At 34.5% G+C, this 21269-nt stretch carries 21 protein-coding genes; 6 read left to right on the top strand and 15 right to left on the bottom strand.

The annotated features are described in order from the left end of the window. Positions 1–97: 97 nt before the first annotated feature. From H4V97_RS15185 to msrB, 6 genes are all read left to right on the top strand, one after another. A complete protein-coding gene (locus tag H4V97_RS15185) occupies positions 98–808 on the top strand; it encodes a DUF2064 domain-containing protein (protein ID WP_209550166.1) in 711 nt (236 codons plus the stop codon). Between the two features lie 29 nt (positions 809–837). After that, positions 838–3813, top strand: coding sequence for a TonB-dependent receptor plug domain-containing protein (locus H4V97_RS15190; RefSeq protein WP_209550167.1), 2976 nt, complete (start codon positions 838–840; stop codon positions 3811–3813). A gap of 173 nt (positions 3814–3986) precedes the next feature. Next, positions 3987–4976 (top strand): phosphotransferase, encoded by a 990-nt coding sequence (locus tag H4V97_RS15195; protein WP_209550168.1) that lies wholly within the window; start codon positions 3987–3989, stop codon positions 4974–4976. Between the two features lie 2 nt (positions 4977–4978). Then, positions 4979–5941: a nucleoside hydrolase gene (locus tag H4V97_RS15200; protein ID WP_209550169.1), complete on the top strand. Its 963-nt coding sequence runs from the start codon at positions 4979–4981 to the stop codon at positions 5939–5941. 152 nt (positions 5942–6093) lie between these two features. Beyond that, positions 6094–6726 (top strand): peptide-methionine (S)-S-oxide reductase MsrA, encoded by a 633-nt coding sequence (msrA, locus tag H4V97_RS15205; RefSeq protein ID WP_196849227.1) that lies wholly within the window; start codon positions 6094–6096, stop codon positions 6724–6726. Between the two features lie 4 nt (positions 6727–6730). Further along, positions 6731–7273 (top strand): peptide-methionine (R)-S-oxide reductase MsrB, encoded by a 543-nt coding sequence (msrB, locus tag H4V97_RS15210; protein WP_196849228.1) that lies wholly within the window; start codon positions 6731–6733, stop codon positions 7271–7273. Positions 7274–7353: 80 nt separating this feature from the next. Here the strand turns inward: msrB and H4V97_RS15215 are convergent, their stop codons facing one another. The 15 genes from H4V97_RS15215 to H4V97_RS15285 form a co-directional block, all read right to left on the bottom strand. Beyond that, positions 7354–8043 carry a haloacid dehalogenase type II gene (locus H4V97_RS15215; protein ID WP_209550170.1) on the bottom strand — a complete coding sequence of 230 codons (690 nt, stop codon included), beginning with the start codon at positions 8041–8043 and terminating at the stop codon, positions 7354–7356. 15 nt (positions 8044–8058) lie between these two features. Continuing rightward, positions 8059–9087, bottom strand: coding sequence for a glycoside hydrolase family 113 (locus tag H4V97_RS15220; protein ID WP_196849230.1), 1029 nt, complete (start codon positions 9085–9087; stop codon positions 8059–8061). Between the two features lie 70 nt (positions 9088–9157). Continuing rightward, the gene (locus tag H4V97_RS15225; RefSeq protein WP_196849231.1) at positions 9158–9841 is read right to left on the bottom strand and encodes a hypothetical protein; all 684 of its coding nucleotides are present in this window, start codon (positions 9839–9841) and stop codon (positions 9158–9160) included. Positions 9842–9911: 70 nt separating this feature from the next. Then, positions 9912–10181 carry a hypothetical protein gene (locus H4V97_RS15230; RefSeq protein ID WP_196849232.1) on the bottom strand — a complete coding sequence of 90 codons (270 nt, stop codon included), beginning with the start codon at positions 10179–10181 and terminating at the stop codon, positions 9912–9914. A 23-nt stretch (positions 10182–10204) separates the two neighbouring features. Continuing rightward, positions 10205–10786 carry a sigma-70 family RNA polymerase sigma factor gene (locus tag H4V97_RS15235; RefSeq protein ID WP_196849233.1) on the bottom strand — a complete coding sequence of 194 codons (582 nt, stop codon included), beginning with the start codon at positions 10784–10786 and terminating at the stop codon, positions 10205–10207. Between the two features lie 17 nt (positions 10787–10803). After that, the gene (locus H4V97_RS15240; RefSeq protein WP_196849234.1) at positions 10804–12150 is read right to left on the bottom strand and encodes a glycosyltransferase 87 family protein; all 1347 of its coding nucleotides are present in this window, start codon (positions 12148–12150) and stop codon (positions 10804–10806) included. After that, positions 12147–13628, bottom strand: coding sequence for a cellulose synthase family protein (locus tag H4V97_RS15245; RefSeq protein ID WP_196849235.1), 1482 nt, complete (start codon positions 13626–13628; stop codon positions 12147–12149). Before H4V97_RS15245 ends, H4V97_RS15240 begins: the two co-directional genes overlap by 4 nt. A 1-nt stretch (position 13629) precedes the next feature. Continuing rightward, positions 13630–14319 (bottom strand): glycosyltransferase family 2 protein, encoded by a 690-nt coding sequence (locus H4V97_RS15250; protein ID WP_196849236.1) that lies wholly within the window; start codon positions 14317–14319, stop codon positions 13630–13632. Between the two features lie 72 nt (positions 14320–14391). Further along, entirely contained in the window at positions 14392–15984 is a 1593-nt protein-coding gene (locus tag H4V97_RS15255) for a 4Fe-4S binding protein (RefSeq protein ID WP_196849237.1), read from the bottom strand. A 1-nt stretch (position 15985) separates the two neighbouring features. Next, the gene (locus tag H4V97_RS15260; RefSeq protein ID WP_196849238.1) at positions 15986–17281 is read right to left on the bottom strand and encodes an NAD(P)/FAD-dependent oxidoreductase; all 1296 of its coding nucleotides are present in this window, start codon (positions 17279–17281) and stop codon (positions 15986–15988) included. 82 nt (positions 17282–17363) lie between these two features. Then, positions 17364–18119 (bottom strand): DUF6503 family protein, encoded by a 756-nt coding sequence (locus tag H4V97_RS15265; RefSeq protein ID WP_209550171.1) that lies wholly within the window; start codon positions 18117–18119, stop codon positions 17364–17366. Positions 18120–18183: 64 nt separating this feature from the next. After that, positions 18184–18876 carry a TIGR04283 family arsenosugar biosynthesis glycosyltransferase gene (locus tag H4V97_RS15270; protein ID WP_196849240.1) on the bottom strand — a complete coding sequence of 231 codons (693 nt, stop codon included), beginning with the start codon at positions 18874–18876 and terminating at the stop codon, positions 18184–18186. Beyond that, positions 18869–19624, bottom strand: a complete 756-nt coding sequence (locus H4V97_RS15275; protein WP_196849241.1) for a DUF547 domain-containing protein — start codon at positions 19622–19624, stop codon at positions 18869–18871. Before H4V97_RS15275 ends, H4V97_RS15270 begins: the two co-directional genes overlap by 8 nt. Positions 19625–19690: 66 nt before the next feature. Further along, positions 19691–20563 carry a sterol desaturase family protein gene (locus tag H4V97_RS15280; RefSeq protein ID WP_196849242.1) on the bottom strand — a complete coding sequence of 291 codons (873 nt, stop codon included), beginning with the start codon at positions 20561–20563 and terminating at the stop codon, positions 19691–19693. A gap of 15 nt (positions 20564–20578) precedes the next feature. Next, positions 20579–21223 carry a transporter gene (locus tag H4V97_RS15285; protein WP_196849243.1) on the bottom strand — a complete coding sequence of 215 codons (645 nt, stop codon included), beginning with the start codon at positions 21221–21223 and terminating at the stop codon, positions 20579–20581. Between the last annotated feature and the right edge of the window lie 46 nt (positions 21224–21269).

Consider the following 21269-nt stretch of genomic DNA (forward strand, 5'->3'; position numbering starts at 1 on the left):
TAGGAACCAATAAAAATTCAATTCCTGAAAACTGAAGTGAAATTTGAATAGTTTATTTTTTTTGTCAGTTTTAACAGAGAGTTTCGTCTATACGTTTATGTATACAATAAAGGATTATTCTACAACTACTGCCGTCCTGCTTTTTGCTCAAAGTGAAAAGATAGAAAGTGGTTTAAAACCAATTGCATCTTGTTCAAAGCAAAACGTATTATTGTGGAAAAAAATGAATGGTAATGTTACAAAACTTATTCAAAAATCCAAATTACCTTATTTTGTTTCAGATGAAAATAGTCAAGTTGGCACCACTTTTGGAGAAAAAATAACGCATGCTATCCAAGCCGTTTTTGTTAAAGGTTTTGCAAAAGTTATTGTCATTGGAAATGATTGTATTGAATTGAAAGTACAGCATTTGCTTCAAGCCGAAAAGGATTTAAAAACCAATGATTTAGTTATTGGTTCCGATTATTCCGGTGGCGCTTATTTAATAGGTATTTCAAAATCGGAATTTAATGCCGATTTATTTGAAACTTTGCCTTGGCAAACAAAAGGGGTTTTGACAGCTTTACAAACACTTTACAAAACGCAATCAATCGCTTATCTTGCTTGTTTGAATGATTGCAATGACGCTTTTGATTTTAAAAAAGCTACTCATAAATTATCATTCTCCGATGCTTTTAGAAAAATACTTCTTTCTTTTTTGTCCATAAATAAAATTCAAAATTATTTTGAAATAGGATTTTTTTCCTATGATTATCATCCTTTGAACTTTAACAAAGGGTCGCCTGTTAGCTCATCAACTTCCGTTTAAAACTTTTTTAAATTAATTATTCAAGCCAAATGAAGCAATTTTATATTTGGGCAGTGCTGTTTGTATCAACAATAGCGATGGCTCAACAAGATTTAACCGTTTCTGTTATTGATGCAGCAACACAAAAACCAGTTTCTAATTTATCCATAGTTTTAGTAAATAAAAGTAGAAACCTACACTTAATTCAAAGTTCAAACATACAAGGTAAAGTGATTTTTAGAAACTTGGAAGCGCTTGATGGGTACCAAATCATTTCTGAAGGAAGTCAGGATTTTGCTGCCCAGAGTTCTGATTTTATCAGTATTCGTTCCAATCAAAATCCAAATGTGACTTTAATTTTAAGAAAAAGGAACGCACAACAATTAGATGAGGTTGTAATTTCTACTGGTTCGACTTCCAAAATAAATCGTCGTGATGCCGAAGTTTCTTCGGAACTAAAAGCTGCTGAAATTCAAGAAATTCCAGTTGAAGGTCGAGATATTACGCGGGTTTTGTATCGATTACCCAATGTTTCGCAAGCCACAGGATTTTATCCGGAAGCGCCCAACGTGAGTATTAATGGAATCAATGGTTTATTTACCTCCTATTTGATTGACGGATTAGACAATAACGAACGATTTCTAGGAGGTCAAAAGTTTGCCATACCATCCGGTTTTGTAAAAGATATTACCGTTTTGACCAGTAATTTTTCGGCAGAATATGGCTTGACAGGAAGTGGAATCATCGATATTACGCCTCGTTCCGGTTCTAACGAATTGCGAGGAGAAGCTTTTTTTATTACACGGCCTGGACCCACCATTGATGGACATTCTTCATTTGCGCAACGTGATTTGTCAGGGAATCAAGTTAAAGATGGTTTTGCTAGATATCAAGCAGGTGGCGGAGTTGGTGGAGCTTTTGTAAAAGATAAGACGTTCTATTATTTCAATTTTGAACATACTACTGATATAAAAGATAATTTATTGAATGTTCCTGCTTTGGGTGTGAATGAAACGGTAAGAGGAACCAATACGTTTAATTATTTTTCTTCTAAAATAGACCAAAATTGGAACAAGAATTTCAGAAGTTCGATTCGTGCCAATGTTGGTTTAGTGGATATCGAGAGACAAGGCGGAGGACTTGAAGGAGGCGTTGCTTTTCCATCTTCGGCTAATACGCAAAAGAGAAATAGTGTTTTATTGGCTTTGAAAAACTCATATAGTTTTGGTAAAATAAGTGGAGAAACTAACATTCAATACAGTCATTTTAATTGGGATTATGCCAATCCTCAGAATGTGAAAGACCCACAAGTAGTGGTTTTAGGAACTAATGATGAAACGTTAGCTGTTTTAGGCCATCCAGGATATTTGTTTAAAGCTGTTGAAAATACAGTTCAAATACAACAAAAAATCAAATACTATTTAGATAATCATACTTTGAAAGGGGGATTGAATTACATTAGAGGGAATCATGATCTGTTTGGTGGTGGGAATCCTAATGGAAATTATACTGTTAAATTGACACAATCTCAAATTGATGCAATAAATAATAGTGGTGTGGGAAGTAGTTTGTCTTTTGATGATATTCCATCAAATGCGACGGTCGTAAATTATAATGTAGAATTGCGTCCCGCTTCTTTTGGAACGCATCAAGATATATATTCCGCTTATGTGGAGGATTTATGGTCTGCGACTGAAAAACTAAATATTACTCTTGGATTGCGGTATGATTATGACAATTTGTCTAAAGGAGGAAGCAACAAAGGGGATAATAACAATCTGGCTCCCCGATTTAATTTTAATTATAAATTAACCAATAACAGCAGTTTTCGCGGGGGTTATGGGATTGCTTACGACAAAATTAATTATGCAATTTATAGTGATGCCTTGCAACAAAACACAAAATCAGCAGATTATAGAAAGCAATTGCAACAATTTATAACCTTAGGAATACTGCCCGCAAATACTAATCTGGATGCGATTACTTTCAACGGAAACATATCAGCAAGTGAACCAAATGTTACCTATTTACAAGGACCAAGTGGCGACCAATTGCAAGCGCAACGAGAAGGAGTTTTTTCTAATGAAAGACGTATTTTAAATCCGAACGGGTATAACAATCCTTATTCTCAACAGTTTTCATTGGGATACCAACTACAAGTTGATGAAAATAAATTGTTTTTTGTTGATTTAGTGCATAATCGCGGGGAAAATTTGTTTCGTTTGAGAAATTTGAACGCTGCTGCTGAGTACACTGTTGATCCGAATAACGTGATTGTTAGAACACCATCTCAAGCGGACGCAACAAGACCTATACCAATCTCAAATGGAGTAGCAACTATTAATGGACAAACCGTGACAGGAGTGGCCAGAAATGTGGTTATTAGTGAAACAGAAGGGAAGTCAAGATACTATGCGATGAGTTTGAATTATCAAAAAGCTAGGGGAGAAGACAAGTATTCGTATCGTTTGAATTACACCTTATCTTCTTTAAAAAATGATACTGAAGACATTAACTTTAGAGCAATGGATGGGAATAATTACGGTAATGAATGGGGACCCTCGATAAACGACAGAACACACAATATTAACGGAATTTATAGCTATTATCCGTTTACTGCAACGACGTTAACTTTGGCTGGACTGTTACAAAGTGGTCAACCGATAAATCGGATTCCTCTTGGTTTTGGAACTACGGATTTGAATGGGGATGGTTCTGGTTTTAGTGATGCGTACCAAGGGAATAGCGACCGTTATCCTGGAGAAACCAGAAATAGCGATCGTTTGCCTTGGAGTACTACTTTTGATATTGGTTTGCAACATCAATTTAAAATATCGGGAAACAATAAAATCGAATTGCGTGCAGATATTTTCAATTTGTTTAATGCTGAAAATTTAAGTGGGTATAGCAACAATGCGACCCAAAGTAACCAAATTCAAGGTGGTTCTATGGCTAGTGGATTGTTTACGAAGCGAAATGCTTCGCCACCAAGACAGTTTCAATTTGGAGTGCGGTATTTATTCTAGAAATTTCAGTCCTGCAAGGTTGTGGAATTTCGCAGGATTTTGAACCTATGTTTTTTTTGCGTTAAGGATAGAAGTGAAAATCCTTTTTTGGGCTTTTTGGCCCAAAAAAGATTGCAGCGGATAGCCTGACCGCCTTTTTTTGGCGGAAACGCCCAAATTAATAACAATAAATTATGTTTATACTTAATGCCAGTGAGCCGAAAGAATTGGCTCAATATTTAAAAGAAAATCAATGGTTAGCTGATGCAGAATCTATTCTTTCGTTGACAAAGCCAGGGGAAGGAAATATGAATTATGTGTTGCGAGTTACTACTAATTTGCGAACATTTATCATTAAGCAATCTCGTGCTTACGTTGAAAAATATCCGCAAGTCCCAGCTCCAGCGGAACGTGTGATTACCGAAGCTGGTTTTTATCAAAAAATTGCCAGCGTGAACGCCGTTCAAAGTAGAATGCCTCATTTGTTGGGATTGGATACAGTAAGTAATATTTTGCTGTTGGAAGATTTGGGGAAATCCAATGACTACAGTGTTTTGTATGATTTGAAACAGCGATTGACCGCCGAAGAAATTACAGTATTGGTTTCTTATTTGAACGAATTGCACACTCGTTTTCAGAAAACGAAAATGGACGATGAATTGGCTAATTTGGAATTGAGAAAACTGAATTATGAACATATATTTAGATATCCATTTCTTGAAGAGAATGGGTTTGATTTGAATTCCGTTCAAATGGGTTTACAAGAATTAGCGCTACCGTACAAAAAAAATGCGGCACTAAAAAGCAAGGTGGAACTGTTGGGGTCTTTGTATCTTTCTAAGGGGAAATATCTACTGCACGGTGATTATTATCCCGGGAGTTGGTTAAAAACCGATGATGGCATTAAAATTATTGATCCGGAATTTTGCTACTTTGGTTCTAGAGAATTTGATTTGGGTGTTTTAATCGCCCATTTGTATCTGAGTCAACAAGATCTGCATTTAATAACTGTCATAGAAAAAGAATACGCTGCTTTTGCAGACTTAAATCCTGAAATTTTGAATGGTTTTGTAGGTGTCGAAATCATGCGTCGCTTAATAGGATTAGCGCAATTGCCATTACAAATGGAGTTAAATGAGAAAGGAAAACTGCTAGAATTAGCAAATCAATTAATAATGAAATAAAGATGAAAATTTATAAAATACTGTTTTTTCTACTACTGACAACTGGTATTACGGCACAAACCAAAGTTTGGTTCGACACTGATATCATGATTGGAATGCCAGATAAAGAAGCTCGTGAAGTTGATGATGGTATCACACTTATTATGGCACTCAAACAACCTCAAATTCAAATTGTGGGCATCAGCAATATCACCTATGTGGATTATGGTTTTGGGGTCATTAATAAAATTTTGAATTGGCACAACAAAGGAACCGCAATTCCGGTTTATAAAGGCTCGGCTTTCGCCAATGATTTAGGAACCGAAAATGATGGAACGAGAGCGTTGTACCAAGCATTGAAAAAAGAAAAACTCACTATTTTGGCACTTGGACCAATGACCAATATTGCGACTTTAGTCAAAAACCATCCTGACATTATTCCGCAAATTGATCGTGTGGTGATTTGTGCTGCCAGAACGCCCGGATTACTTTTTAATCCTGGCAACGGAAAATTAAATGTATTTGATTATAACTATGAATTCGATACCGCTTCCATGGATGTATTGTTGCATTCTACTATTCCGTTAGAGTTTGCAGGATATGATCCGAGTTCTTACACGCATATTGGGAAAATTGATTTAGCTAGTTTAGATTTAACAAATGAAGCAGATAAGTGGCTGTATGACATTGTGCAACCGTGGATGGAGTTGAACGAACGCTATTTTGGTGTTCGTGGATTCATACCTTTTGACTGCTCAACTTTGGGTATTGTAACCCATCCGGAATATTTTACTTATTATGAAAATATTCCCATAAAAGTCACCTATAAAAAGAACGATGCCTTAGCCATTCAACCAAATAAACCTTTTAAAAATTTTCTTGAGGTTTCCTATAAATTTAAAAGCCAAAAGAAGGTAAAATACGCCCGAAGAGCGTTGCAAGGATTTGAGGAAAAGATATTAGAAACGCTACGTGTAAAAAACTAACAAAACTTTAAGGTTTATTTTAAAACCAAAACTGGAAATAAGCCGTAAATTAGGAGAGATTAGGTTATAAGACGAGCAAGTTTACTAGAAGATGTAAAATCAGTAGTAGCAAAGTAGTTAGGAGATTAGATAAAACAAATAAAAGCAAACAAATGAAAATTAAATTAGCAAGTTACGTAGTAGTGTTGTTTACAATTATAAGTTGTAACGCGCAAACAAAGAAATTGTCATTAGAACCCAAGAAAGGGAAAGCAGTTGCTGTTTTTGCCGAGGGTTGCTTTTGGTGCAGTGAACACGTTTTTGAAGCTGTGGTAGGAGTTGACGAAGCAGTTTCTGGATATTCTGGAGGAAAAATAAAAAATCCTTCCTATGAGCAAGTGGGCGCTGAAAGGACAGGACATGCCGAGTCTGTAGCGGTCTATTATGACCCTAAAGTTGTTTCGTACAAAGAATTAGTGACTGTGTTTTTTGCCTCACAAGACCCTACAACACCAAACCAGCAAGGTCCTGATCGTGGTTCTTCCTACCGCTCGATTGCCTTTTATAAAAATGCAGCTGAGAAAAAAATTATTGAAGACAAAATTAAGGAGCTTACCGCCAATAAAGTCTTCGCAAATCCTATTGTTACCGAGGTTAAGCCCGTTTCTGATTTTTATGAAGCCGAGGGGTACCACCAAAATTATGTAAAAAACAATCCCAATCAGCCTTATGTAAAAGGGGTTTCATTACCGCGATACAACAAGTTTATAAAAACATACAAAGGAAAATTAAAACCAAATCATTAAAATTATGAAAATATATCAGCAAATCTTACTATTACCAGTAATCGCTTTTAGCTTTATGGCATGTATGCAAGCAAATAAAACAGATAAAGAAAGCGCAGCAGTAGAAACAACTATGCAGCAGCAACCCGCATTATCATTGACGGATACCTCTTTGAAGAAAGTTATAAAAACGGATGCACAATGGAAAAAGATACTCACGGACAAACAATATAATATTTTGCGAAAAAAAGGAACGGAGCGTCCTTTTCAAAATGAATTTAATGAGAACCATAAAAAAGGAAACTATTTTTGTGCGGCATGTAAATTGCCTCTTTTTGCTTCTGAAACAAAATTTAATTCAGGGACAGGATGGCCTAGTTTTTATGCTCCTATAAATAAAAATAGAGTTAAAGAAGTGGTGGACAAAAGCATGGGAATGGTGCGTGGCGAGATTGTATGTGCGCGTTGTGAAGGGCATTTGGGACATCTTTTTGACGATGGACCTCAACCAACCGGATTAAGATATTGTATGAATTCTGCAGCGATGTTATTCAAAGAGTCAAAATAAATAGTGGTTAAACGTTTAATTCAAAAAAGGGAGATTGTTTCAGATGAAACAATCTCCCTTTTTTATTATGTATTGTTAAGCTATTCGCTATAGAAAGCAACTAATAGTTGTGCCATTGCTAAAATATCATTGGCCTGAAAATTTGGCTTGTTGGATAAAGTGTATAATGATTGCCCTTCGCGGGCAATGAAGCCAGTAGATAAGCCAGCATGTGAGGCACCCGCTATGTCCCAACCATGTGCTGCAATCATTAGCATTTCTTGGGGAGTTGCCGCTAGTTTTTTTGCCGCCCATAAATAGGTTTCTGCTTCTGGTTTGTATTTTTTAAGACTATCGATGCTTAATGCTTGCTCAAAGTAATCGGTTAAATTTGAATTGAGTAACTGTTGTTTTAGCGCTTGTGGTGGGGAATTGGTCAATGTAACCAATCTAAAACCATGATCCTTCAAGAACTTTAATCCTTTCTCTACATCTGGGTAAGCTTGTAATGTTAAAATTGTTGAAAGGGCTTCTTTAATTTCATCCTCATTAACTTTTTTATTCATGGAGGTAGCTGCCATCGCTAATGTAGCTGCTGCAATTGTACCAAAGTCATGATACTCATTAATGCTATTCGATACAGTGGAGTAGAGCAGTAACATTCCAAACCAGATTCGGAATCCCTGCTCATTACCAAGTAGTGTATTAATGGACTTTTTTAATGGACTCATGTCTAGTAAGGTCTCATTTACATCAAAAATTATTACGGGTTTACTTTTTTGTATCGTCATTGCTTAAATTTTAAATTATTTGTACCATTTTTTAATGGTTTGTAGCGCGGGTTTTTCCTGCGGAGTATAATCAACACTATTTCTTTTTTCTTTATGATAAGCATCCGCATACCATTTCCAAGCATAACCCCCAGCAAACCAAGCCTTTTGTGTTAAGGTTTGAAATAAGGATTCATACGCATTGGCCTGCGCCAAATTATTAATGCTATTTTGATTTTCTGTCCAAGGTTCTTTGGCTGCTTGATCAGAGTTGCGATAGCCAAACTCTGTAAAGAGTATTTTCTTGCTTGTTTTTGCTTGAAGCTTTTCCATTTTTATAATGTATTTTTTCCAAGCTTCATTAAGATCAGATACTGCGGGGGTTTTAGCGTCAGACAAAGGAAAATAGGCGTCAATCCCGATGTAATCCAACTCATTCCAAAATGGTACTTTGTCAAAATCATCCCAATTTGCGGCATAGGTTAGTTTTCCGGAGTATATTTTTTTAATTTTCTGAATTAGCTGCAACCAGTATTTAGGTCGTTTTTCAACGGAATTTCCTAATTCAGTTCCGAAACAAAAGAGTTCGATGTTTTCTTTTTGGGCTAGTTTGGCAAAATCAAGAATATATTTCTCATAATCAGATTCCCATTTTTTCCACTCGGCATCCGTTGAAAAATCTAAATTCCCTGTATAAAAATTGTGGTTTATCCAAAGATGAGGTTTTAGCATTACTGTCATTTTATAATCATGGGCGATTTGATTACTAGCTTTGATTCCTTCGGTTCTTTCTCCCCACCATTGTCGTTTATTATTGTAGTGGACCGAGGCATCATCTACATCAACAAAAGCGTATGGAATTAAAGATATCGAATTAATATGATTCGCTGTCAATTCATCAAAAGTGGTGTTTTTTAATTCCTTGATTGGCGCGACCAAATTCATTCCTTTATATTCTAGTTTGGTTTTATCAGGTGACTCGGTAGTAGTAGAGGAGTGATAGAAAGAATATCCGCTCACAATTATCAATAAAAGTAGAGCTAGTATAAAAAAAGCTTTTTTCATAACAGTAAAGTTAATTATTAAAAAAGGGAATACTAATTTCTACATGAAATTTAAGATTTTTTTGCAGGTTTTAAAATCGGTTTATTTTTTTACGGAGTACCAAATTCCTTTTTAAAATAAATTTCACCGTTTGTATTAAAGCTAATAACAAGAAAAGAATCATAAAAATAGGGTTAAGGTAAGTACTCATTTTGATATGATTTGCTACTATTAAAAATTGTCCAACATGCGCAAAAACAAACATCCCTAAACTAGTTCCCAGAAGAGCTCCTAGGACAAATTTATTGTTAGTCATTTTATTGGTATCTAGTTTAGCCGTTCTAAAAAGGTAGATATAAATTCCGGACCAATAGGGCCACTGGATAAAATTTAAACTATTTAAAAATAGTGCTAAAAGAAAAGGATATTGTGCCAGTTTAAATTGAGATACATTACTATTTTCATGATTATCTGTAGTAGTAATGAAGTATAAGCCAATTGCTAAAAGGAATATAATGGTGAAAAGGTCAATGAGTAACAGTAATTTTTCTTGATTAACGAGCCAGCGCGCTATTTTATTTACTGTTGTCAGTACAAAGTATTGGATAGAAATAATTCCTAGAATAAAGGCGAGTGATGCCCAATTTCCTTGTTCCAATAAAATTTGTAAGCTGATAACGTTGATGTATCCTAAGGGTAATGCACCAATTAAACTGATTAAAAAACCTAGTAAAAGCGAATTCTTTTTGGAAAGTAAGTCAGCAATCATTTTCATGTTTTTATACACTGGTTTCTAATAAAGGTATAGACACGATTATTACTAATTCCTGACAAATTAAAATAGCTTAGATTTTTTTAATCTCTTCAATAATTTTATTTTTCTTGTCCTCGTCTAATGTTGAATATTTTTTGTAGGAGTCAGTTGCAAACCATTTCCCTATGAGGTCTTCGAGTAATTTGGATTGTTTTTCATAAGCATTGCAAGTTCCACACATGGCTTTGTGCGCTTGTAATTGCACTTTTTCTTTTAAAGTCAAAGGAGTGAACATTTGTTTGTCGATTAACTCTGTTGTCTTTTTGCAGGGTCTCAACAATATTCTCATTACTGTATTCATTTTCTTCGAATATTAAAGTTTGATTAAACCCATTTTAATTCTAGACATTTTTTTAAAAGTAGCTTAGATCGATGAACAATCTGCCAATAATTAGACGCAGTAATTTCTAATTCCTGACAAATGGTTTCTGTTTTTTTTTCGCTTAAATATTTGGAGGTTACGGCTAATTTCCATTTCTGTGGCAGGTCTTCCATACATGCTTCCATCACCGAATTAAAATCAGGATTGTCTAATAATTCCTCTTCTTGTTCCCAAACGGCATTGATATCATTCGTTTTCCAGCAGCCATATTTATTGAAAAGTCCATCAGAAATTTCATAACCACTATTTTCGGTCAAACTGAAGTTTTTCTTTGTAGTTCGCGCAGTCAATCGGTAATAGTCAATCACTTTATTGTTGAGTATAGAAAACAACCAGGTCTTTGGTTGGCTTTTTCCTTGAAAACTATCTATTTTATGAAATGCAGCCAAGAAAGTATCCTGTACCAGATCTTCGGCAACTTCTTTGGAAGAAGTTTTAAAAAATGCCCAAGAATAGAGTTCATCACTAAATTGATTGACCCATTGCTCTAAAACGGATTTTGAATTTTCTTTTATCAGGTCCATTAATTTTGCCTATTTGGTTAAAAATCCAAATATACTCTTTTTTCCGACCTTAAAATCTTACTTTTTTCATAAAAAAGGAAAAGGAAAACCGTACTATATTCGATAGCAATTAACCAATAATTTTCCGAGAATTCGGTTTTTGAGTAGGCGCTATAGCTGAGAATTATTGTGTAGCTCCATAAAAGAGGGTATTTGTAGGATGTAAAAACACCAATCAAAATAAGGTTGATTACATACCAGGGATGCACTGTCGTGGAAGTGAAAAAATAGACAGTCAAAACTAATAACATGCTGTTGAACAGTGTGACACTATTTTTGTTTTTCTCTTTTAAACCTTGGAAAGCAATATAAGCAACCATAAAAACAGGAATGATTTTTCCACTGATATGAATGATGTTGTATCCAGTTATCCAGAAACCAATCTGACGGATAATGTAATAGATACTGGCGTTGAATTCAAAATTAGTAAACCACAATCCAATGGTTTCGCTATAATTCTGAATTAATTCTTTCGAAAGAAAGGGGAGGAAGAGCAACACATTTACACCAATAACAATAGTGTAAAACCAAATAGCCTTTTTCCATCCTAATTTTCTAAAATAGAGAGGCAAAAGTAATAATGGGAGCAATTTCACAGAAATAGATAACGCCAAAATTAAGGCAGCTAATTTCCATTTATTTTGATCTAATAGGTACATTGCGCAAACAAAAAAGAAAAGCATGATTCCTTCAAAATGCAAATTGCCGGTTAGTTCTATAATTATCAATGGATTTAATATATACCAAAAAATACGGTGCTTCTCCATTCCTAAGCGGACAAGTAATTTACCACCAAAATAAAACGTCCCAAAATCGGCAGCAATAATAAGGAGTCGCATACCTATTGCTGTTACCAGTATAGATTGCTGACTAAAAAAGGCCGCAACAGCAAAAAATAATTGGTTTACGGGTGGATAATTAGAATAATGTCCTGCGCTCAAACTTCCCATTCCTTGATACAATTCATCGGCATTCGGAATAATAAAGGTGCTTTGATTGATTAAGTCTTTCGGCAACTGCAAATAGGGATTTATATTTTCAAGGATAAGGTTTCCATCCCATATAAAGCGAAAATAATCTTGAGATAAATTGGGTAAAGACAAAAGAAAAACCAAGCGAAATACCATTGCTGCTCCAATTAAAAAAGGGAGATTGTCTTTCTGCAATTTTATAATTTGATAAAAAGAGACAAACAAAAAACTATAAGAAAGCAGTAAATAGAGGAAATCGGTTCGTTTTAAAACATAAGCGATATAGGCATAGATTAGAGTGCTTAATGCTAGAAAGCCATAGGACTTTATGTTCTTTGAAGAATTCAAACTCATTTATTGATTTGTATTGATTTGACAAATACAAAACTAAAACCGAGGAAAAGCATTAAATGTAAAGCAATCAAGCTGTAATCATTTAATCGAAAAGCACTATACATCGCAAAAATAAAGTAGAGGATCAATATTCCTTCAACAATGATGTTTTTTGAAATAGTATCTGAAATATAGCTATTCTGTTTCCATTTTTCTTTAAATCCTTCGATATTCAATTTTGGAGTACGCACGAATTCGCTTTTCTTACCCCACAAACCTTCTAATACTGCGATGGAGTTGTGAAATGAAAATCCCATAGCGATGGTATAAAATGTGATGAATAAAGCAATATATGTTAGAAAATTTTTAAAACCGCCTCCATGAATACTTTTGTATGTCGCCCAGTAACTAATAAAAAAGAGGATGGACGTAATGACAAAAAAGACTAACAAGTCAAAAACTTTTTCAAATTGCGAGAACTCATTTTTGATATACAACATAGGTACACTTAAAACGGCCATTGTAAAAATAGCCAGAAACATAGTGCTGTTCAATAAATGCAACATTCCATGAGCTTTTGTTTTGAATCCAATAGATTTTGATTGTAGAACGCGAGTGGCATTCTTGCTAAAATTTTCGGCGCCTCCTTTATTCCACCTAAACTGTTGGGATCGGGTGGCACTAATAATAGCAGGTAATTCAGCAGGTGTAACTACATTTTCTAGATATTTGAATTCCCAGTTTTTTAACTGAGCGCGATAACTCAAATCCAAGTCTTCGGTCAGGGTATCACTCTCCCAGTTCCCCGCATCAAGGATGCATTGCTTTCTCCATACTCCAGCAGTTCCATTAAAATTGATGAAATGCAATTTAGAATTTCGTCCCACTTGTTCTAAAGTGAAATGAGCATCTAAAGCAAAAGCCTGAATCCTTGTCAAAACCGAATAATTGCGGTTCAGGTGTCCCCAGCGGGTTTGAACTACTCCAATTTTTGGATTTTTAAAATAAGGAATCGTTTTATAAAGCCAGTCTTTTTGAGGGACAAAATCAGCATCAAAAATAGCGATAAATTCTCCTTTGGCGCTGTCCATACCTTCCTTCAAGGCTCCTGCTTTAAAACCGTTTCTTTTGGTGCGTCTAATGTGCTTTATGTCCAGTCCAGACTCTGAAATTTGCTGGATTAATACTTCTGTTTCTAGAACACTATCGTCAGTGCTGTCATCAAGAACTTGAACTTCTAATCGGTTTTTTGGATAGTCCATTTGTGCGATTGTAGTTAATAAGCGTTCCACTACATACTTTTCGTTAAAAATAGGAAGTTGAATGGTTACATAGGGAACTTCGCTGGCATTTGAAAGGTCATATTGTATAGACTGATCAGTACTCTTTTTACTTTTTAAATAATTCAGCAGTAAGTTAAAATTGGCTAAACTATAGAAAAATAAGAGCAAAATCGAAATGCCATATAGAATTACAATAATATAAGTAAGTAGTAACATATTATTTAAATGCGTATTTAAAAATCCAGCCTATTATTTTTATTCCAGCCATAATGCTTCCTTTTAAAGTACCTGATACTTTTGAAACTCCTATTCTATTTTTGTAGCGTACAGGAATTTCTACGTAAGACATTTTTTGTTTTAGAACTTTAAGCTGCATTTCGACTGTCCATCCATAGGTTTTATCTTCCATATGTAAGGCGACTAATTTTTCATATTTAATGGCTCTAAAGGGACCTAAGTCAGTAAATGTAGCATTAAAAAAGTTTTTCATTAACGTTGTTGCCAACCAATTTCCAAAAATCTGCTGTGGTGTCATCGAATGTTTTTCCCTTAGATGGGCTACTCTGGCACCAATAACAAAATCAATACTATCATTCACGATGGGAGCAATGATTTGAGTTAATTCCTCCGGATAATCAGAATAATCTCCATCCAAAAAAACAATAATATCTGGCTTCTTTTCTAGCTGAGCAATGTATTCCATTCCTTTGAGACAAGCATAACCGTACCCTTTTCTATTTTCAGATAGTACTGTCGCTCCAGCATTCTTCGCTACATGAATCGTATTATCTGTAGAATTATTGCTGATAACAATTATTTCCGAAACGCTGTTAGGAATATCTTTAATGACATGCCCTATGGATTTTTCTTCGTTATAAGCAGGAATAATTACTTTGATGTTCTTCATATTGTGTTTTGAGTCTTTTTACATAAAGACTGATTACTTGGGCGAAAATAAGGATAAAAAAAAAGGAGATACTTATTTTTGGTTAATTAAATCCATTAAATCGACATCGTTTCCTAGCAGAATTTCATTCGAATTGATTCGGCCTGCTGGTGTATCATTTTCTAATTTCAATACTCCTCTAGGACATACTGCCGCACATATACCGCAACCTACGCAGGAAGAACGAACAATGTTTTCTCCTTTTTCAGCGTAACTGCGAACATCAATCCCCATTTCACAATAAGTAGAACAATTACCGCAAGAAATACATTGACCACCATTAGTAGTTATTCTAAATTTTGAAAATAATCTTTGTTGTAAACCTAAAATTGCAGCCATGGGGCATCCAAAACGACACCACACCCGATTTCCAAAAATAGGATAAAATCCTACCCCAATTACGCCACTAAAAATCGATCCTATTGCGAATGCATACCATTCTCTTAGCGAATTAGTATTTATGAATAATATGTTTTCATTCCCCGAAAAGTAATTAATTAATATAGCACCAATAATGATAACCATTAGGGTCAGTAGCGTGTATACCGCATCAGTATCCAATTCTTTTCTTTTAAATATATAAATAGCACTTGTGAATAGCGATAGAAATACTACCACCCCCCAAATGAATTGATTGCGGGTTACTAAACTCAATTCAGGATTTGTAGATAAAAAAGAATAGATCACTGCAATTGTCATAATCAGAGAAAAAGCCAAAACAGAATGAATTAACCAGCGCTCAATTTTCCAGGATGTTGCAGTCTTACTGGATAGATGTCTAAAACTATCTCCGGCAGTTTCGGCCAGACCACCGCAACCACAAACCCAAGAACAATACCAACGTTTTCCATAAAAATAGGTCAGAATAGGGGAGATGATAAAAATCATAGCTATCCCGAATAGCAACATGAACATGCCTAAATTGCCTCCTTGAAGCATATTCTTTAAATGCCAGTCATTGAAAAAATAATAATTTAGTGGCCACATGTTTTTCAAATCCTTGGCAAAATAAGCTTTCTCAGGATTCAATTTTTCGAGTATTTCAGGAATTAAGAAAGCAAATCCCAACTGAAAAAACATAACCGAAATCGTACGTACTAACTGATACTTATTATGAAGGTATTTTAAAATAAACTTATAGCCCAATCCCAGAATGGCAACGGTATATAATGTTCCGTACACAAACCATTGGCTAGCTGCTTTTCCATTTAAAATGTAACTTAAAGGATCAAAAAACCCAACAATTCCAGTGTTTGTTCCGCCGTCTTGATTCAGTCCTAAATATTTTGGAAACCAGTACAATACAATATAAAAAGAGGTTAGTATAATGCCCGTCATCCAAGCCCAACTTCCTTTATTAGTAAAGTTTTTATGCCACACGCCGTTGTTTTTTATTCCCTCTGGTTGGTTCAGGTAAGTTCTATTGGCATAGACAACAATTCCGGTAAAAATGGCAACGATAGATCCTGCTAGCCAAAATCCTTTATTAGGGAAAGAAACATTAAATAAGGCTAATGTCATAATGAAGAGGCCTAGTAACCCAAGTGTAATACCTAATTTCTGGATTCCATCAATCTGCTGGTTCTCGTGAGAGGCGATGGATATATTTTTAACTGATTTGCTCATTTTATATTGTTTTTACACTAACGAATTGGCTAATAAATTGCTTTTGGATTTCTTCGGTATGAGAAGTAAATAATTCTGGGTCAAAATTAGCTTCAGCCAAATGATGAATAACATAATCTACCTTTTCTTTGTTTGTCAGGACTTTGTCAAAGAACTCGTGACGCATCCGTATCCCAAAAGTATTGATTCCTAAAAAAGTTCGTTCTTTTTTGTCAAATGAAATCCGGATTGCTTTTTTACCCGATTTATGTTCCCAGTAGAACTGTTCCTCATCCTCTTTGGCTTTAGCCCAAACCCATCCATACGTTTGATATTCAATGTCTAAAAACTTAGCCGAATTGAACCAATGCCCCGGCTTATATGCGGTCCGAGTGCCGGTTAATGTTTGTGCCAATACTTCTCCCATCATGCGACCAGTATACCAAACGGCTTCTATTGGTCGGCGTAAATCAATGGCTTCATGCTGTTCTGCACAGTCTCCTATAGCGTAAATATCCTTGATATTCGTTTCTAAGAAACGGTTTACTTTCACTCCTTTTCCTAATTCTATTCCGGAATCTTTTAAGAAATCAATGTTTGGTGAAACACCAGTTGTTAGACCAACAATCTCGCAATCAATAGTTTCTCCTTTATCCGTCACGACTGCTCTGGCATGTCCTTTTTCATCCGAAAGAATTTCGACCAAATTAGTATCTAATCTTAAATCGATATGATGTTCCAGAATATGGCGGTTGATCATTTGGCTTTCGCCGAAAGGCAAAACACCGCCCCAAAAACTTTTTTCACGGACCAAAAAAGTGACAGAGATATTGCGGGAACGCAACATTTCGGCTAATTCGATACCAATTAAACCACCACCTACTATAACAGCGCGTTTAGTGGAAGGTGCCCAATTCTCTAAAGCTTCTAAATCCTGTTTATGGTAGAGACCAGTAACACCTTTTAAATCTTGTCCTGGCCATCCAAATTTATTGGATTTTGATCCAGTGGCAATTACTAATTTATCAAAAGCAATTCTTTCTTTGCTCAGTAAGACAATTTCTTTTGAATCAGGAACTACATTCGTAACTAATCCTTGAACGAGATCAATCTTATTTTTTTTCCAAAAATCATTTTCATAGGATTGCGTGTGCTCAAACTTCATGTGTCCCATAAACACATACATCAAAGCGGTACGAGAAAAGAAAAACTCAGTTTCAGAAGAGACAATAATAATTTTTGAATCCGATTTTTTTCGAATGTGACGCGCAAGCGTAACTCCCGCAATTCCGTTACCTATAATGACAATACGTTCCATATTAAATGAATTTGTTCGTTATATTTTCAATAAAAAGCTGCACCATCGACTTTTAAAGTTAGACATTTAAAATTAAACTACTCTATTTCATTTTAAAGTTAGCTCCAGGCGTAAAATAATCCGTATCCGCTTTAACAAATTTGATATCGGTTAGCGTTGCATGTCCTAATTCATCGGTAAGACCTTTTCCATCTTCCCATCCCCAGAAAACCCATTTTGTCGCCATAGGAATACCATCCACTTCTTTATATTCTAAATACTGAATCGCATGCGGATTTTTTTCAGCGGCTTCTTTACCTGCTTTTATGGTTACAATATAAGCTGCTTTTTCCAGTAATTTTGTTGTTTTATCAGCATAAACCACGTACCAATCATCTGGCGCATCGCCAGTTCCTCTTTTAAATGTTAACTTTTCAGTCAGGTAATTTTTCTGATTTTTTTCTTTGTTATCATACTTATTCCATATCGTTCCTGGATCAGTCAATTTATAAGGAAAAAGGAAAAAATATTCCCAGGTGAAAGCATCAAATCGAACAGATTCTTCATTTGGAATTGTTGAAGAATAGAACACTTTATCTTTATCAAAAATAATTTTCGCACCATTTTTATACTCAATTACCCCTTTAGTAGAATTGGTAAGAATAGTAAATTTGGCCTCCATTCTTTCTTTTCCGCCAAACTCTAATTTTAAATTAAACTGCACCGCTTCTTTAGTTAAAAAATCTTCTTTATGGTGCGCCTCTTCAACTTCGACTGTAAATTCTGAGTTTTCTTCATTTGATTTACATCCAATAAGTATAAAAATGGAAACTATTAAAACGAGGGCAATTTTTTTCATCAGGAACTATTTAATTTTGTAGTCGTTGTTTTTAAGCTGTCAAATTTGTTTTCGAAAGATAAGCTTACAGGATATTTTTTTTATAATACTGAAGCATACTTTCAGTAGAGTGACCTAATCTGCGTTTAAGATGAATGATACTAAAATGGTATTGTAAACGCCAAACCCCATTTTGCTGATATCTCCGAGCCGAAGTAATTACATAATCAGGAAGTACGACAAATTGTTTTTTAGCGTAAAGCCTAGTAATAATTTCATTATCTTCATAAATGATAAAATGCTCATCAAAGCACTTTATTTCTTTAAATAATTGTTTAGTGATAAACAGCGACTGATCCCCGCCACGGCAGGAAATATGATTGAATCGAGTGAACCATTGAGAAATCATTAAAACAGGATGTCTATAATCAAATTTCATTCGGAAACAGCCTGCTAGATTTCCCTTTTGAACTGCATCATTTATAATGCGGTCAAATTGCTGCGGGGGTAAACTATCACAATGCAAAAAATAAAGAATGTTTCCTGTTGCCGCTTTGGCTCCTGCATTCATTTGTATGGCTCTCCCTTTTTCTGCTTGGATTATTTTTACATTGGAATTAGTTCTTATTTTTTCTTGCGAATCATCCGTGCTGCAGCCATCAACAAAGATTATTTCGATTGACTCTTTTTGAAATGTTTTATTTTCAAGATGTGATAGCAGCTTGATGATGCTGTTTACTTCATTATAAATGGGTATTATTATCGAAATTTTATTCATTCAAACTCCAGTTGTATTCCTTGTAATTTACTTTTGCTTTACTACTAATTTTAACGGTACTGTATTGATTTAAAAAATCAATAAGCGTCCCTTTTTTCTTAAAGTCACCTGAGAACCAATCAAATATTTTTGAAATGTCAATTTTGTTTGCAGTTATAGTGTTCTTTGTTTTGTCATTAATGAAACTTTTTGCAGAAGCGGTTAATTGCTGGTCTAATTTCGCTTCAGTATAGGCTTCATTTAGTAAATTTGGACAAGAAAAAGAAGCGCAATTGATAGCAAAATGAATTCTTGGTTCGTCCATTTTTCGAAGTATTTCATGTTCGATTTCTTCTAAACTGTATTTTTTGTTTCCTAAAGAAAAGAACTTTTTACCCCATGGATCATTGATGTCCTTGATGCTTTTGGTTGGATAATTGTCTAAAATTAACTTCACAGTATAGGCATTGTAAGCATTTATCCAATAGGAAAGTGTAGCGTTTTTAGACCACGATTTTGCTGGAACATTTGCCGATAGCTCATTAAGATACCCTTGCAGTTGGTTGCTGTCTTTTTGAAAGGCTTTATAATTTACTTTTCCGTTTTTAGAAACGTTCTTTTGCAATAAGGCATTCCATTTAGCATGATTCATAGTCTGTTCGACCGCTGTAGTAGTTTGGTATGCTGCAGTTGGAATTTCAGTATTATTTTTATTTTTTCCACAAGAAAGCAGTGGCAAAAGGAGTAGGGCTAAAAAATATTTTTTCATGGGTACTATTTTTAAATTATACAAGTATAGACAGTGATAGAAGCAATTCCTGACAAAAAAAAGAAACTATTTTATTAATGGATAGATTTCTTGTTTTATAAAATCATTCGGAAATTCGTTTTCATCCTCAAATCCAAGTTCAATATCTCGTCCGTCTTTAGGTATGTAGTGGGTCTTGAAAATATAATCCCATATACTTAATGAAATTCCAAAGTTGACTCCATATTTGGTTGGTATTTTTTTACTGTGATGCCAAATATGCATTTTGGGATTGTTGAATATGTATTTTAAAAAGCCGTAGTCCCAGCCCAAATTAGCGTGGTTCAAATGACCTATGGCTATAGACATAAAATGGACAATAAAGACATCTTCAAGGTTGACACCTCCAATAAGAATGATTGGAATGTAGAGTATGGATCTGTAAACAATAGGTTCCATCCAATTGTATCTAAAATGTGCCGCAAAACCCATTTCCTTTACGCTGTGGTGGGTTTTGTGAATTTTCCATAAAAAAGGAATCGTATGCAATAAACGATGTACATTCCATTGAATGAAATCGCTAATGATGAAGAAAATGAATAAAGCCAAGGGTTTTGGTAATGTTGATATAGAAAACAGCTGAATAGTCGTTAATTCGAGCCCAAATACTTGGAGTACATTATTACTAAACTGTTCCACAATATTAGATAATGCAATGAGAAGAATTAAATTGAGCAAGAAAAAATTGAAAAAGAGATAAAACAAATCTAGCCAGAAATCTTTGCGAAAAATAGCTTGTTGTTTTCGCCAAGGAAAAATAATTTCGAGTAACCATACGAACAAAGAAATGGCAATTAATCCATAAAAATAGTTATCCCATTTCCAATACAAAATTTCATCAATTAAGTAATTGAAATAACCACTGTAGGAGTTTTTAATGATTTCTATATATTTGTCCATGTAAGCGTAAGAGTTTTATAACTTTGTATACAGCCCTAAATTAAATGTGGGAGCTAATGGGGCATTGTTTATTCCTGTTGCACCAATAATTGCAAAATTAGCACCCAATTTATCTTTTTTAAATTCATAATTTGTTTTTAGTCCAATTGCATTATAAGTTTGTCTGTCTAAATAAGATGCCCATTGTGCATTGTCATTATTAAATGCACTCTCTTTCGAAATAATATTTCTCGTATCTAAAACAAAAATAAGATGTCCTTTAGGAATAACTTCGTATCCTACTTCAAAAGTAGCCTTTAAATAATCAGAATAGTTATTATTCATATAACCATATCCAATATTACCATAATAGTACATTTTTGTATTGCTTGATCCAATAGCAACATACGGTACTATTGTTGTGGCATTAAACCCAGTTGATAATCCTATTGCTTCATCAATTTTTATTGAATTGACAGAAAATGAAACTCCCGAACTAACTTTCCATTTTTTGTCATATATTTTGTACTTTAAACCTAAAGTAGTATTGCCAATTCCTGACAAATTTTGAGAGGTATTCAAATTTGTATTATCATAATGGATAATTTTATATGGCACTATTATTTGTGCTTCTAATTTATCAGTAATCCCATATTCAGCATAAGCTTGAATTGAGATCACTTATTTTTCCAAAATTCTCTACCTTATTTCCATCAAGTTGAAAGGA

The organism is Flavobacterium sp. CG_23.5 (assembly GCF_017875765.1).
Lineage (GTDB): Bacteria > Bacteroidota > Bacteroidia > Flavobacteriales > Flavobacteriaceae > Flavobacterium.